This is a genomic window from Fictibacillus sp. 18YEL24, assembly GCF_015903855.1.
GTDB classification, from domain to species: Bacteria; Bacillota; Bacilli; order Bacillales; family Fictibacillaceae; genus Fictibacillus; species Fictibacillus phosphorivorans_C.
The window spans coordinates 848,657-863,266 of record NZ_JACZDT010000002.1 but is presented as its reverse complement, the minus strand read 5'-3'; the positions used below and the strand labels follow the sequence as shown (position 1 = coordinate 863,266).

General features: G+C 40.2%; 15 protein-coding genes. 5 read left to right on the top strand and 10 right to left on the bottom strand.

Annotation, left to right across the window (positions count from 1 at the left end; translation table 11 throughout):
• Positions 1–16 precede the first annotated feature (16 nt).
• From brnQ to HU823_RS09565, 6 genes are all read right to left on the bottom strand, one after another.
• Entirely contained in the window at positions 17–1,330 is a 1,314-nt protein-coding gene (gene brnQ, locus HU823_RS09590; protein WP_197221953.1) for a branched-chain amino acid transport system II carrier protein, read from the bottom strand.
• 193 nt (positions 1,331–1,523) lie between these two features.
• Entirely contained in the window at positions 1,524–2,066 is a 543-nt protein-coding gene (locus HU823_RS09585) for a YhcN/YlaJ family sporulation lipoprotein (RefSeq protein WP_197193504.1), read from the bottom strand.
• A gap of 552 nt (positions 2,067–2,618) precedes the next feature.
• The gene (locus tag HU823_RS09580; RefSeq protein ID WP_197221952.1) at positions 2,619–3,233 is read right to left on the bottom strand and encodes a DedA family protein; all 615 of its coding nucleotides are present in this window, start codon (positions 3,231–3,233) and stop codon (positions 2,619–2,621) included.
• A gap of 111 nt (positions 3,234–3,344) precedes the next feature.
• Positions 3,345–3,878 carry a GNAT family N-acetyltransferase gene (locus HU823_RS09575; protein ID WP_197221951.1) on the bottom strand — a complete coding sequence of 178 codons (534 nt, stop codon included), beginning with the start codon at positions 3,876–3,878 and terminating at the stop codon, positions 3,345–3,347.
• A 36-nt stretch (positions 3,879–3,914) separates the two neighbouring features.
• Positions 3,915–4,829 carry a Nif3-like dinuclear metal center hexameric protein gene (locus tag HU823_RS09570; protein ID WP_197221950.1) on the bottom strand — a complete coding sequence of 305 codons (915 nt, stop codon included), beginning with the start codon at positions 4,827–4,829 and terminating at the stop codon, positions 3,915–3,917.
• Between the two features lie 55 nt (positions 4,830–4,884).
• Complete coding sequence (locus HU823_RS09565; RefSeq protein ID WP_370630056.1) at positions 4,885–5,313, bottom strand: GNAT family N-acetyltransferase; 429 nt, start codon at positions 5,311–5,313, stop codon at positions 4,885–4,887.
• A 63-nt stretch (positions 5,314–5,376) separates the two neighbouring features.
• On the opposite strand from HU823_RS09565, the gene HU823_RS09560 reads away from it, so the two are divergent.
• Positions 5,377–5,688 carry an MTH1187 family thiamine-binding protein gene (locus HU823_RS09560; protein ID WP_197221948.1) on the top strand — a complete coding sequence of 104 codons (312 nt, stop codon included), beginning with the start codon at positions 5,377–5,379 and terminating at the stop codon, positions 5,686–5,688.
• A 173-nt stretch (positions 5,689–5,861) separates the two neighbouring features.
• Here HU823_RS09560 and HU823_RS09555 read toward each other — a convergent pair whose 3' ends face one another.
• A complete protein-coding gene (locus HU823_RS09555) occupies positions 5,862–7,427 on the bottom strand; it encodes a flotillin family protein (protein WP_197221947.1) in 1,566 nt (521 codons plus the stop codon).
• 15 nt (positions 7,428–7,442) lie between these two features.
• Positions 7,443–7,976, bottom strand: a complete 534-nt coding sequence (locus tag HU823_RS09550) for an NfeD family protein (RefSeq protein WP_163103568.1) — start codon at positions 7,974–7,976, stop codon at positions 7,443–7,445.
• A gap of 231 nt (positions 7,977–8,207) precedes the next feature.
• Here HU823_RS09550 and HU823_RS09545 point away from each other — a divergent pair, with 231 nt between their 5' ends.
• A complete protein-coding gene (locus HU823_RS09545) occupies positions 8,208–8,888 on the top strand; it encodes a DNA alkylation repair protein (RefSeq protein WP_197221946.1) in 681 nt (226 codons plus the stop codon).
• A gap of 14 nt (positions 8,889–8,902) precedes the next feature.
• Here the strand turns inward: HU823_RS09545 and HU823_RS09540 are convergent, their stop codons facing one another.
• Complete coding sequence (locus HU823_RS09540; RefSeq protein ID WP_197221945.1) at positions 8,903–9,658, bottom strand: STAS domain-containing protein; 756 nt, start codon at positions 9,656–9,658, stop codon at positions 8,903–8,905.
• A 208-nt stretch (positions 9,659–9,866) separates the two neighbouring features.
• Between HU823_RS09540 and HU823_RS09535 the strand changes: the two genes are divergently transcribed.
• The 3 genes from HU823_RS09535 to thrB are packed head-to-tail and all read left to right on the top strand — an operon-like array spanning position 9,867 to position 13,134.
• Entirely contained in the window at positions 9,867–11,159 is a 1,293-nt protein-coding gene (locus tag HU823_RS09535) for a homoserine dehydrogenase (RefSeq protein ID WP_144698167.1), read from the top strand.
• Between the two features lies 1 nt (position 11,160).
• A complete protein-coding gene (thrC, locus tag HU823_RS09530; RefSeq protein ID WP_197221944.1) occupies positions 11,161–12,219 on the top strand; it encodes a threonine synthase in 1,059 nt (352 codons plus the stop codon).
• The gene (gene thrB, locus HU823_RS09525; protein ID WP_197221943.1) at positions 12,220–13,134 is read left to right on the top strand and encodes a homoserine kinase; all 915 of its coding nucleotides are present in this window, start codon (positions 12,220–12,222) and stop codon (positions 13,132–13,134) included.
• Positions 13,135–13,185: 51 nt separating this feature from the next.
• Here the strand turns inward: thrB and HU823_RS09520 are convergent, their stop codons facing one another.
• Complete coding sequence (locus HU823_RS09520; RefSeq protein ID WP_197221942.1) at positions 13,186–14,361, bottom strand: glycosyl hydrolase family 18 protein; 1,176 nt, start codon at positions 14,359–14,361, stop codon at positions 13,186–13,188.
• Positions 14,362–14,610: the final 249 nt, after the last annotated feature.

The window sequence follows — 14,610 nt, the reverse complement described above, 5'->3', positions numbered from 1 at the left end:
AGGCATTCGTTTTTGATTAATTAGTAGAGAAGATAACAATTCTACCTCTTATTACGGCAATGATAAAACCTACAACTGATCCTATGATGGCTGGGAGCAGCCATCCGATTCCATCTGCATATAGAGGGATATGCGAATAAATCTGTTCGATTGCACCAAGTTTAATTCCAAAAGCTTTTAATCCATCTGCTATGGAGACCAGTGCAGTTGCAACGATTCCACCGATGTATACTTCCTTTCTCCCAGAGAATAAATCATGTAGGAAAGAAAGCAGGATCAAGACGATCGCAATCGGATAGATCGCTGTTAAAACAGGTACAGAAACTGAGATGAGCTGTGTTAATCCTAAGTTTGCAACACCTGCACTGAACACACTCATCGTGAGTACAACGGTTTTATATGAAACATTTGGGAACATTTTTTTTGCAAATTCACCACATGCAGTGACAAGACCTACGGATGTTGTAAGACAAGCTAGTGCTACAGCAAGTCCAAGTAGTACGTTACCGAACGGTCCAAATAGTTCTGCTACAACATTCGTAAGAATCTGCCCGCCGTTATCCGTCTGACCAAGTGCCTGACTCGTTGCTCCTAAATAAGCTAAGATGCCATAAACAGCGGCTAAACAAGTAGCTGCGATCAAACCAGCTTTAATAACCATTTTTGTCACTTGTTCTTTTTTCATATCTGGTCGTTTGACTGCTGTGATGACCACAATACCAAACGCAAGTGCCCCGAGTGTATCCATCGTTAAATATCCATCCATAAATCCTTTAACTAACGGATTACTCGCATAATCAGGAGATGCGGTTCCTAGTTTTCCAACGGGGGTAATAACCGCCTTAACCAATAGAGATACGATAATGAGCAACAATAATGGCGTTAAGATATTACCAATTCGGTCTACAAGTTTTGATGGGTTCAACGAAAGCCAGTATGTTACCGTAAAGAATACAACGGTAAACAAGAAAAGAATTAGGCCATTGTTCAAAGATTCTGGTAAGAAAGGAACGACTGCCATCTCATAAGAAACGGTTCCAGTTCTTGGAATCCCGAAGAAAGGACCTATGGCTAGATAAAGGATGATCGCGAAAACCGAACCGAATAACGGATTCACTCGCTCCGTTAACGTTTGAAGGCCCCCACCGGTACGTGCTAACGCTATAACCCCTAATAAAGGTAATCCAACTCCTGTTATAAAAAAGCCAATCATGGACTGCCAGACCATTTCACCTGCTGACTGACCCAAGGCTGGCGGAAAGATTAAATTCCCAGCTCCGAAAAACAAAGCAAATAACATTAAGCCCACCGAGAGCGTTCGCTTCTGCATATTAAATTTCCTCCTCCGTGGTCATCTATACGACTTCATTAATAGTTTTTATCGAATTTTGTCGAAATATTTTTTTATCCATATGTATTTGTATCACGATATGAGATTGGAGTCAATATTCAGATATAATGAATTTTCTAACAAATGTTCTCGTAAGGAAAGGACTGAGAAATCTCAGCCCTTAATTCATGATTTAACGGTTTGTTGGGAACACACGCTTGATCGTATCGTTAAACTCTTTTACGAAACCAGAAACAGGGTTTCCTTTGTTGATCTCGTCTGCATATCCGTTCATACGATCGATGAAGTCAGGGTTCGTTGAAACAAAGACATCATTAATATCAGGATCTGTTTTACGAACTGTATCGCCAATTTTCTTTTCTGTTTCTCTCGAAAGCTTCATGCTCTCTCCGCCTTTAAGCTTTGCAGCTACATAAGCATTGTTCTCTGTAACGATAACTGTCGCATCGTCAACTTCTTTAAGATCTGTTACTTTATTAGCCGCTTTATCAGCTACATCCATGCGCGTGTTTTCGTCGTACTGATTATCCATACCCATATCCATGTTGTTATTCATGTTATCCATATTTCGATCAGCACGGTTGTCGTAATTCACTTCAGTCATATTGTTACGCGCTTCTTTTCCCATGTCCTTGTCGTTGTTGTTCATTCCACAAGCACCTAGAAACGATGATAGCATTACGGCCATTGAAGTAACGAGAATAGTCTTTTTCATTAAATGACACTCCTTTTAAAATTTTTGACTGTCATCTAATAAAATTTGTTTGTTGAAGAGAAAATATACATAGCAATGGTTTTTGTTAAAAGCTGTTTTCGTAAGCTTTGTTACTTTTGGAAGTGTTGATTTCCGTTCCAGGCTGCTCGCTTTCCACGGGGCAGTCGCTGAGCCACATTCGTACGTTTCACTCTTAAGTGTCTCAGCTGTCTAGTTGCAGTGGCTAGCCCCTCTAGGTCAAAAGTTAAACAGTCTGTGATGAGCAAATTTTGCCTTCATAGCCCATTCAACTTTTGCTTGTCGGGGCTGAACGAGCCACTTCCACTTTTTAAACTGCCCGCCTTAAGAAGTTCCTTGCTCCTGCGTCTACAAGTGATGCTTCGTAGTTAGCTTTCTCGTCGCATGCCTTGCAAGGAGTATCTCATGTGGTAGGCACGCATCTTCCACTCCCATCAATTTTCAAAGGTGACAAGGAGTTCAAAGCAACAATCTTTTAGAAAAGAACGTTGTTAAAAGATATAAAAAAAAGCCTTCCAGTATTGGAAGACATTATTATTTAAACCAGCCACTAGAATAGGACCCTTTATTTTTCGGCTTAAAGATGATCCACGCAACAACACTAAGGATTACGATTGTAAATGCGATCAGGCCAACCTTATGGATCACTTCCATAACTAGAGCCCATCGACCTGCCAATTGATAGCCGATCACGATAAAGAATGAGCACCAAAATAAAGCGCCACTATAAGCGTAAAGTGCAAATTGTCTCCAATTTAAAGAATACATTCCCGCAAAGTAAGCGGTCAGGTGTCTGATTCCCGGCATAAAGTAACCAAAAAACAATGCTGATTTTCCATACTTTAAAAAGAAATTCTGTGTTTTATCTATCTTTTCTTCAGATATCCCTAATTTTGGACCTAATTTTTTTAATAGAGGTTTACCACAGATGTTTCCGAAATAATAGCTACCCGTTATACCTGTGATCGCTCCAAAAAAAGCACTCAATACAGCCGGTAGAGCTGAAAGATCTCCTGCAAAAATAAAGTATCCTACCGTGGCTAAAAGAATTTCATCCGGAATAGGCAATCCGATAATCCCTAATGCCAATAATAAAAAAATACCAAAATAGCTATATTGATGAATGATATTTACTAAGTCAAATTCCATGACGTCACCAACTTCTTTTTTTACACCTTCTACCATTGTAACGATAAATTGGGTAATTTGGAAAGAGAAAAATACATTTCAATAAAACCCAAGGATGTTTTTTCTATGTATTTAGCCTGTGTGTTCCGTTCTATTAGTTAGTATATGCGTTATGTCATCCCATGCAAAGCATTCTTCAAACAAGTGCTGTGTTCCTACTGTGATCTGTTCTTCATCTATCTTTTTCCCACCTGTTGAAATATATGCTTGTTTTGATGGATTATCTTTCAATACCCACACGATCATACCTTTCTTACCTATAGAAGTAAGTTCTTTCGAGAACGCTTTAAGCATTCTCGTTCCATGCCCTTTTTGTTGCACTGCTTTTAATAAGTAAAAAGCATATATCTCCCCCTCATATTGATGCTGTGACCTGATCGAACCTCCAGAAATAAAGCCACACAAATGATGATCCTCATCTTCTAAAACAAGTACAATATGACCTTTCTGCTTCAACCATTCATGCCATCTTTGTTCTCTTTCCGTAACTGACATCTGAGATAGATAGTCGTCCTCTATTAAACCTCTATACGATTGCTGCCAGCTTTTCACGTGCACTTCCGCAATTTCTGCTGCGTCTGTTATTTTTGCTCGTCGAATGTTCATGTCTTACCCCACAATCATCTCTATATACTTTGTGAATCAAACCCACCATTTACTTTGAGGCAATAGCGTTACAGGCAATTGAAATTTATCTTCAAACCAAGATTTCAACTGTGTAGCATGCACTAAATATTCAGAAGCAGAATGCGATACTCCGATTAAGCTCATTGTCGTTTGAGCTATGTAGCTTTTCATCTGTTCATACTTCTTTTTACCGTAATCATTATTGATGTGACAGTGCACCTCACCTGTCAAATAGGCTTCTGCTCCCATCTCCTCTGCCTCGATCATGGCTTCTACTTTATCACCGCACCCTGCTACAATTGCAATCTTCGTGATATTCTTACGGAAAGGACCATGTACATCTGCATAAGAAATTCCGAACAATTCGGTTGAATGATGAATCAAGTTCTCTGTGGAAGTAGGAGCTATTTCACACAGAATACCGCAAGCTCCGTTATCATCCTTCAATAGTTCTCCGATCACTTTTGCGTTCAATGCTTCTGCCCATGCATCACTTGTGCTGATTACGCGGGAATAATCGAGTGGAACATGCAGGGTAAATACAGATAAACGCTTTTCCTTCATCTGCTGAATAAAACGAGGAGGTATCGGCATAAAGCCTCTTCCCCATTTCCCTTTTGGATCTCCGCATTCCATCACTATGGGATGATGCATAAATAACAGATCTCCTGGATTACTTTCAGAAATGAATCCCTCTAAAATTTCTTCTGTAGGAAATACAGCCAAAAACACTCGATTGACCTCTTCATCACCTCTAAGCATGAGTCCGTTGAACAGTTTTGTAAATTCGGGTTCAAACTCATGGCGCCAATCAAAACGGATTGGGTCGTAAACCATCGGAATAAACCTACTAAACGCTGGATCAGTTCCAATATGTCTATATGTAAAAAGTTCATCGATCGCCTGATCTATTCTCTTAAGTTCCGCCATCTCTTAACTTCCTTTCTTTTTTTAATAGATGTGTGTTGAAAGGCTTTAATCTATGTTAGTAACAGTTTTTAAAATAAATAATCTCTGGATCTCCTTCGTCTAAGTTATCGACAAAACCACTCTTCTTAAAATGGTTCTTGATAAACGCCTTTTTCATAGACTCATTAGATTCATTTGTGGATGAAAATAGCTTGTTTGTGGGTGAGATCTTACTCATATGCGTTAACAAACTACTCGCCACTCCATTTCTTTGATGAGCAGGATCAACCATGATGAGCGATATAAAACAGCAATCAAAGAAATGAGTGTGATAGATAAGAAATGCAGCGATTTTATCTCCCTGATATAGAATCAAACAACGGTCTTCATTTATCGCGTGATTGATCTCTTCTTTTCGATGATCACTCCCTATCATTTTTTTATCTAATTCTATTATTTGATATAGATCTTGTTTCTTCGCATTATGTATTTCCAAATGTATCACCCTTTTGTTTGTCATTATGGTGGTGTTTGCTACAATAAAGAAAAAAGTTGAGGTGTTCTATTCATGGCTATTGTTGATATTACGATTATTCCGATTGGTACTGAAACTCCGAGCGTTAGTGAATATGTAGCTGAAATACAAAAAGTGCTTCAGCAAAACAAAGATAAGGTAAATTACCAGCTAACTCCGATGAGTACACTGATAGAAGGCGATCTTCCTGATCTCTTTCAAGTGATCCAGCAGCTTCATGAAGTACCATTTTCAAAAGGCATTCAGCGAGTAGCCACAAACATTCGCATCGATGACCGCCGCGATAAAAAATCCACGATGACAGGAAAGCTAGAGGCTGTCGAAGCTCGGATGAATAAGGATTAATCCCTGACATGAGTTAATATTTTGGGGTTGGCGCTCGTATTTTTCGTATGGCGCTCGTTCAGCAGCATGCATTTCTTGCTGAACGAGCTTTCAATCAAGCAATGCAACCATATCTACAAAAAAGCTTACTCTAACAGGGCTAACCATCCCGCCGAGAGTAAGCTTTTCTTTATTTATTCGCCCTTTGATGCTTTTACTTCTGCTTTTTCCTTTGTTGCTACTGCATTTGGTTCTTTTTTAGCAAATTCGATGCGAAGGTCGTCGATGCTATTGCGAACATTCCCTTTTCCAGAGAAATTTTCTAGCAGTTCTTTTACATCAATGCCGGATGAAGCTTTCAAAGATTCTTGAAGTGAGGACATTAAGTTTGTCGCATAACCTGTGATACGGTTTGCTCCACCATTTTCACCGCCGCCTGTATCCACGACTGTAATTTTATCGATGTTAGAAAGTGGTGCTGCCACTTGCTTCGCATATTCAGGAAGCATCTTAATCATCATATCCATCATCGCAGCCTGGCCGTATAACTCGAATGCTTCAGCGATCTTCTGTTTCGCTTCTGCTTCAGCAAGACCTTTCAGACGGATAACATCTGCTTCGGATTCCCCTTTTGCACGTTCCGCTTCTGCTCTTGAAAGTCCGTCTAAGCGTACTTTTTCAGCTTCGGCTTTTGCCATAGCTTCAACACGGTATTTATGAGCATCTGCTTCAGCCACTTGCTTACGCTTATCCGCTTCCGCTGACTGTTCAACCGCATAACGATCTGCATCGGCCTTCTTCTTAACTTCTGAGTCGTATTGCTTTTCACGACGAAGGATCTCTTTTTCTTCAAGCTCGATCTGCTTTTGACGCTCGATGATCTTAATCTGCATCTGTTGTTCTGTTACTTGTTGCTTTGCAATCGCTTCTTCTAGGTGATAAGCCTGGTCAGCACGGGCTTTAGCCACATCTTGTTCACGGCGGAATTCAGCAACTTTCAACTGATTCATCTTTTCAGCTTCTGCTACTTCTGTCGCGCGGCCCAACTCAGACTGCTTTGCTTCTTTATCTGCTTCAGCACGTTTGATACGCGTTTCTTTTTCAGCTTCTGCCATCGCCATGTCAGCGTCACGCTTAATCTGTGCGATTCGAGGCTTACCAAGAGAATCTAGGTATCCGTTCTTATCACGAAGATCTTTGATCGTAAATGATACGATGATCAATCCCATTTTAGCTAGATCTTGAGAAGCTACACGTTGAACTTCTTGAGAGAATTTTTCACGATTCTTGTAGATCTCTTCCACCGTCATCGATCCTAGAATGGAACGCAAATGACCTTCAAGGACTTCACGCGCTTCATTCTCACGATCTTCTTTTAACTTACCTAGGAACTGCTCAGCTGCAGTCGCGATCTCACCGATTGAGCTTCCTACTTTAATGATTGCTGTTCCGTCAGCCATAACAGGAACACCTTGCTCTGTATATACTTCTGGTGTTTGAACGTCTAACTTACTCGTCAACAAACTAAGCGGCTTTGCTTGTTGGAAAACAGGAAGTACAAACGTACCTCCCCCGCGAACGATCTTGATACGATTACCTGATTCATCAATATTTACGTTCTTGCTTCCTAAGAAGCTTCCTGTTACGATTAATGCTTCATCTGGGCTCGCCGTTCTATACTTTGTAATAAAAACACTAATAAGAGCAACAACTAAGAATACAGCAACCCCGATAACGATAAACAACGGTGAAAAACTCATAATAACCCCTCCAGTTTAATGAATATATGTTTGTTCCACTTGCTCATAACGCATGACAGATACGACACCTTTTTGGATGTCGATGATCAACACCTTTTCTCCTTGAGAGATCGGTTTGTTATCCATGCTTATTGCGGATTTAGAGATCCTTCCGCTGATTCCCTCGATTAAGATCTCGCCAAAACCATCTATCGGAACCGAAGTTAATACGGTGCCCACTCTTCCTTTAAGATCTTCATCTCGATAAGCTAAAGATTCTTCTGAAGACCGGATCGGCATCAAGACGAAAACGTTTAATAGAGTCACGAGCAACAACGAAAGTAAACCACTGAAAACCATGATGAACCAGCTGTTAATTTCAGTCATGATTTCTAACAAATACCCCGAAGCCGTCCCAATTGTAAAAAAGGATAAGATAAGCGCTGGATGCAAGAAGTCCAAAGCTGCATCAAGCATGTCACCAAATAGGATGTACACGAATGTAATGCACCCGAAAACAATAAAGCTTCCTAAATAGATCGTAGACAACGGATATCCGAATAATTCCATGGTCTTCTCTCCTATCTTCATAAACTTTTTATGGCAAAGCTATAAATAATCACGCCCTTTTGTCGAATTTGATATAACCTTAACAAAGTGAAACAAAAAAGATTGTAAAATTTTGTCGACAATAATTAATTTCCAATATTGGTTTTATATAGATAATTACGAGTACGAAAGAAAAAAGTTTCAGTTAGTTAACAATATTTTGTATAATTTTGTTAAAAGGAGTGGGATTCCATGTATGAAGAGAAATTGTGGCATTTTTTAAACAGACAGGCTAATCAAGATGATGCGGAGCCAATGAAAAAGTATATGCGCGATCAGTTCGAATTTTTCGGAATTCGTTCTCCAATTTTGAAACAAAGTATGAAGGAATTTTTAAAGGAGTATGGATTACCTTCTAAAGAAGAACTCCCGTCATTTATTAAAGAAGCATGGTCTCGACCGGAACGGGAAATGCAGTATGCGACGTTTACCATTGTTGAAAAGTTAAAGAAGCAGATGACAAAAGAGGATATTGAATGGATCGAGTATACCATCGTGAATAGAAGTTGGTGGGATACGGTCGATCACATCGCTAAACATATCGCAGGCTATTATTTGATGAAGTTTCCCGAAGAGATCGAACTTGTTACAAAACGTTGGGTTCAATCCAAGAACATTTGGCTTATGCGATCAGCAATTCTGTTTCAACTCGGATATAAAGATAAGACCGATAAAGAGCTTCTAGCACAAATCATTAGAGATACAAAGTACGATCAAGACTTCTTTATCCGAAAGGGCATCGGATGGGCGTTGAGAGAATATGCCTACACAGACGCTGATTGGGTATGGGAGTTCGTTCATAAAGAGGAGTTAAGTCCGCTCTCCTATAAAGAGGCGATAAAAAATATTAAAAAGACAAAGCAGCCGAATTAAAAACGGCTGCTTCTTTATTTTTCTTGTTCGGAGACAACATAACGAATAGCATTGCGAAAAGAGACAAATGAAAGTTGATTCGTATGTACTCCAAAAGAGACCATATTTTTGACCATTTCTTTCGGAAAACCACAATACAATACATCTGCTCCCATCAATTTTATCGCATCTGTAAGCTTTTGAATCTCGATCCCAAGTTCAGAATCTGTAAGGGTAGTAACGCCTGAAAAGTCTATTATCACGTAATCTGCTTCATTGTTCAGACATTCTTTCAATAGTTTTGTAGTCAACGTTTCAAGTCTTTCAAGGGTAAGTTCACCAATCAGGGGCACTAACAGCGTATGTTCTGCAACTGTTTGAAGGATTGGTGTTGCTAGCTCATTCAGAATTTCTTTTGTTCTTTCTCTTTCCTTTTCGCGCTCTGTGATATCTTTCCACGTTAACAGATAACCCCGTTTCTGATTCTGCAGTATTAGTTCTTTCACGATTAATCTTGCAACAAACCGATTAAAGAGAACAATCTGCATATCGATTGGAAACTCACCTTTTTTCATCAGCTCTTCTTGAAAAGAGCTTTTATGAAAACTTCTAATATGTAAACCTAGAATGTCTTCGGCAGATTCTATATTAAGGTAAGTCTTCATCATTTCTATTAACTTTTTGCTGCTATTATTCATCCATGAAATATGGAAGTCTTGATCTATATAAAAGATATTCTCTTCTAAACAATTGAGTGTGTCCTTAATTGTTTCTTCTAACTCATAAGCCATAAGAAGCGCTCCCCTTTTTTTACAGTCCTGTTCCTATCATATCCGAGATCATCCTATTACTCTATAAAAAAGACTAAAGAGTTCCTGTTAATGTAAGCGCTATCTAAATCTTTACAAAAAACACTGTTGTGTGATGTTCTAACTCCATGTAAAATGTCCATATCAAACAAACAAGTGTATTTTCCACAAAAACAAAGGGGCGGATAAAATGGTTACTCACGTTTCAGTAGGACTTTTAGGATTAGGAACTGTCGGCAGTGGTGTTGTTAGAATGATCGAAGGAAATCGCGAAGAATTGCAGCACCGAGTTGGATGCCCTGTTTTTATTGAAAAGATACTTGTTCAGAATGTAGAGAAAGAACGTCTCGTCTCCATTAACAATGAATGGTTAACACAGCACCCGGAAGATGTTATTCAAAATCCAAATATACAGGTTGTTATTGAAGTGATGGGCGGTATTGAACTTGCGCGAGAATATATCACACTTGCTCTTCAAAATAAGAAGCATGTAATCACGGCAAACAAAGATTTGATGGCGCTCCACGGTGCAGAGCTTTTACAAGTAGCACATGAAAATGAATGTGACCTTTTTTATGAGGCAAGTGTTGCAGGAGGTATCCCTATTATTCGTTCACTCGTTGATGGGTTGGCTTCAGACAAAATTACGAAGATGATGGGAATCGTCAACGGAACAACGAACTACATTCTTACAAAAATGGATAAACAACAGCGTAATTATGAAGAAGTATTAAAAGAAGCACAAGATCTTGGATACGCAGAAGCGGACCCTACATCAGATGTAGAAGGCATCGATGCAGCGAGGAAAATGGCAATCCTCTCAACACTCGGCTTCTCTATGCATATCCATTTGGATGATGTAACCGTGTCGGGTATTTCAAAGGTTACACAAGAGGATCTTGAATATGCGCGTCAGTTCGGTTATACACTGAAATTGATCGGAAACGCAAAAAAGGATAACGGAAAAGTGGAGATCAGTGTTGAGCCTACTCTTCTGCCTGACTCCCATCCGTTAGCAAGTGTTCACAATGAATACAATGCAGTATATGTGTACGGTGAGTCTGTTGGTGAAACCATGTTCTTTGGACCAGGTGCAGGGCAGCTCCCGACGGCTACGTCAGTTGTTTCAGATTTAGTAGCTGTGGTGAAGAACATGCGGCTTGGTGTTAATGGTAAAAGCGTGGTTGCTCCACAATTTGATAAACAATTAAAACAACCGAATGAGATCGACGGAAAATTCTTTTACCGGTTGTACGTGAAAGATGAGGCAGGTGCTTTCTCTTCTATCACTTCTCTGTTTGCACTTCATGACATCTCCCTTGAAAAGTTAATTCAAAGCCCTGTAGATCATAAAGGGGTCGCAGAAATTGTAATCGTGACGCACGGAACGAACAAGCAGCAAGATAGTCACGTCTACAACCTGCTTCGTGACTCTGAAGTGGTTCAAGAAATTAAAAGTCACTATCGTGTGGAGGGAGCTTAATATGCATTGGAAAGGACTACTACATCAATATAAAGAATATTTGCCGGTCAATGCGTCTACTCCCCTTTTATCGTTAAACGAAGGGCATACCCCACTTATTCCGCTTCCACATCTTTCAAAGGAATGGGGCATCAGCCTTTATGCGAAGTACGAGGGAGCGAATCCTACAGGCTCTTTTAAAGACAGAGGGATGGTCATGGCTGTAGCAAAAGCGAAAGAAGAAGGAAGTAAAGCAATCATCTGTGCTTCTACTGGAAACACCTCTGCTGCAGCTGCAGCCTACGGAGCTAGAGCAGGCCTCAGATGTATCGTTGTTATTCCTGACGGTAAGATCGCTCAAGGAAAACTGGCTCAAGCAAAAATGTATGGAGCAGAGATTTTTGCTATTGAAGGAAATTTTGATGAAGCTCTTCAAATGGTACAAAAAATGAGTGAAAAAGAAGACTTCACCCTCGTTAACTCTGTAAATCCTTATCGTTTGGAAGGACAGAAAACAGCTGCTTTCGAATTGGTTGATGCGTTAGACGGATCTCCTGACATCCTGGCTATACCCGTTGGAAACGCAGGTAACATTAGTGCGTATTGGAAAGGGTTCAAAGAGTATGATGTGGTGAAATCCTCTGGACTCCCCCGCATTCATGGATTCCAAGCAGCTGGTGCAGCTCCAATCGTAAACGGATCTGTTGTTAAAAATCCTGAAACGATTGCAACTGCCATTCGAATCGGTAACCCTGCCAGCTGGAAGTTAGCTTCATCTGCTTTAGAAGAATCAGGTGGAGTCATTGATGCTGTTACAGATGAAGAGATTCTAGAAGCGTATCAGATGCTCGCATCCAAAGAAGGTGTTTTTGCTGAACCTGCCTCTTGCAGCACGATTGCTGGACTGTATAAACAACACAAACAAGGATTACTACCAAACGGTGCTTCCGTTGTAGCTATTCTAACAGGTAACGGTCTTAAAGATCCTGATATCGCGCTAAAAACAGTACAGCAAGAACCAATCGTGATTCCGAATGATATTAATCTTTTACGTCAACAGCTAAAAGGATGTGTTGTATAAATGAAAGCAGAACCTTTTTCTATCCATGTTCCAGCAAGTACAGCCAATCTTGGTCCGGGCTTTGATTCTGTCGGTCTTGCTCTAAACAGATACTTAACCGTTCATGTTCAGCCGTTCGCGCCGCGCAAAACAACATTTCATGGAGAGGAACTTCAAGCATTCAATAAAGATGAAAACAATTTAATCATGCAAGCCGCACATTTCACCGCAGAATCTTTTCAAAAGAAACTGCCTCCGTGTCAGCTAGATGTGGTTAGTACGTTTCCAACATCCAAAGGGATGGGAAGTTCCGCATCAGCAATCGTGGCAGGCATTGAACTCGCAAACATCCTTTTAGACCTTGAACTTTCTAAAGAATCAAAATCACTTCTTGCAAGTTCACTAGAAGAACATCCTGATAATGTGATACCCGCCATCTTTGGAGGACTTACGATCAGCTTTTACAATGGACAAGTGGTCGAAACGGTCCATGTTCCAGATGTGGCAGTTGAGATGATTGTAGCCATTCCAGATGGAGTTCTTCATACGAAACAGTCTAGAGGCTCTCTCCCAAACCTTCTTCCTTTCAACAAGGCGGTTGAAGGCAGTGCGATCAGCAATGTTCTTGTTGCAGCATTGATGAAAAATGATTGGAAGAAAGCAGCCGATATGATGAACCGCGATCTGTTTCATGAACCGTTTCGTTCGAAATGGGTTCCCCTATATGCTGAACTTAAGGAAAAAGCGATCGATCTCGGCGCTTATGGTGCAGCTATAAGTGGATCAGGTCCATCCATCGTCTGTTTCACTCCTCATCAAAAGGCAGCAGGTATCACAGAACAGCTTTCTGTTCTGTTTCCTCAGTACCACTTTGAGACGGTTTTTCCTGACCGGAGAGGTGTTGTTGTTGAAAAATGTTTGTCTGCTGCTTTATAAATTTTACAGGCAAAAGGATTAAGCACCAAAAATGCTTAATCCTTTTTGTCTTTATTTATGAACAATCTTAAATTGGTCTCTAAGTAGTGTCCAGTTTTCTGGGAACGGTTCACCAAGTACCCAATAAGCAAGACCTCTTAATTTGTATTTCTTCACGAGCTGATTCTTTGCTTCTGCACTTTGTTCGTTCTCAAACCAGACAACATGCTCTTTTCCGTTGTCATCTTTGTAATTAAAAAACGGTGCTTGAGACTCGTTATCGTATTTTACAGTCGCATCTTCTTTTAATGCCAAATCGTGTGCTTCTGCCGGTGCGACGCGTTTTGCGAATTTATTTCCTTTTTTATAAGGAAGTGTCCAATCGTATCCGTATAGGGGAGCACCCATCACGATTTTTTCAGGAGTGATGACAGATGTTGCATACTTCACTACTTTCTCTACTTGAGGTATTGGTGCAACAGCCATAGGAGGTCCTCCAGACCAACCCCACTCATATGTCATAAGAACAACAAAGTCTGCTAGCTCTCCATGACGTTTATAGTCATGTGCTCCATGCCACGGTCCTTTTTGTTCGTCACTTGTTTTTGGTGCCAATGCAGTTGAAACTTTAAATCCTTCTTTTTGAACTTGTGGGATGATCGTTTCTAAAAAGCCGTTGTAAAGCTCTCGATCTTTTTCTTTAATATGTTCAAAATCAATATTTAGCGCTTTATATCCTTTTTGTTTCATCGTACTAATAACGCTTCCGATCAGTGTTTTTGAAGCTGTTTTATCTGTAAAGATATTGTGTGCGATCTCTGGCGAGAAGTTTCCGTCTATAAAGTTAGTTAACACCATCATCGGCATTGCTTTAGATTTCTTCACTTCTTGAAGTGCCGCATAATCTTTAATCGGCTTGAGTGATCCATCTTTATTTACTTGGTAACTAAAAAATGCTACGTAAGTTAGATCGTTTACGGATTCCTGTACATCTTTAATTGATTGTTTTGCTTCGATCGGCTCTAAGAACCCTAAAGTCTCAATCTTCGTTTTACCATGATTCGTTTCCGCTTTTGAGATGTCCACTTGTTTTTTCTGTGGTGAATTAATCTGTTCTAACCTTGGGCTATTTCGCGTTTCGTTACTCATGTTCGTTGGAGCGGCTTCGCTTTCTTTCATGTTGTTAGAGTTGCCGCATCCGCTTAGTACAATCGTAAACGCTGCTAAAAGCGCGACTATCTTTTTCATAAACAAACCTCCTTCATTTTCGTTATTTTTCCATGAAGAGGTTTGTCCTATTCTCTTTTTTTAAAATAGCTCGCACCAGCCATTCCTCTTATCTTTCATAAGTCCCAAACTAATTGCTATTTGTGATTTATCTTCTTAAGCATCATTGCCAAGTTGATTGTAGTGTAAGGTGTGAGACTCCTGGGGGATCAGTGTGACAGGTGAGACACCTAGGGGTGCAAAGCACCGAGGTGGCTCACCGCACACCCC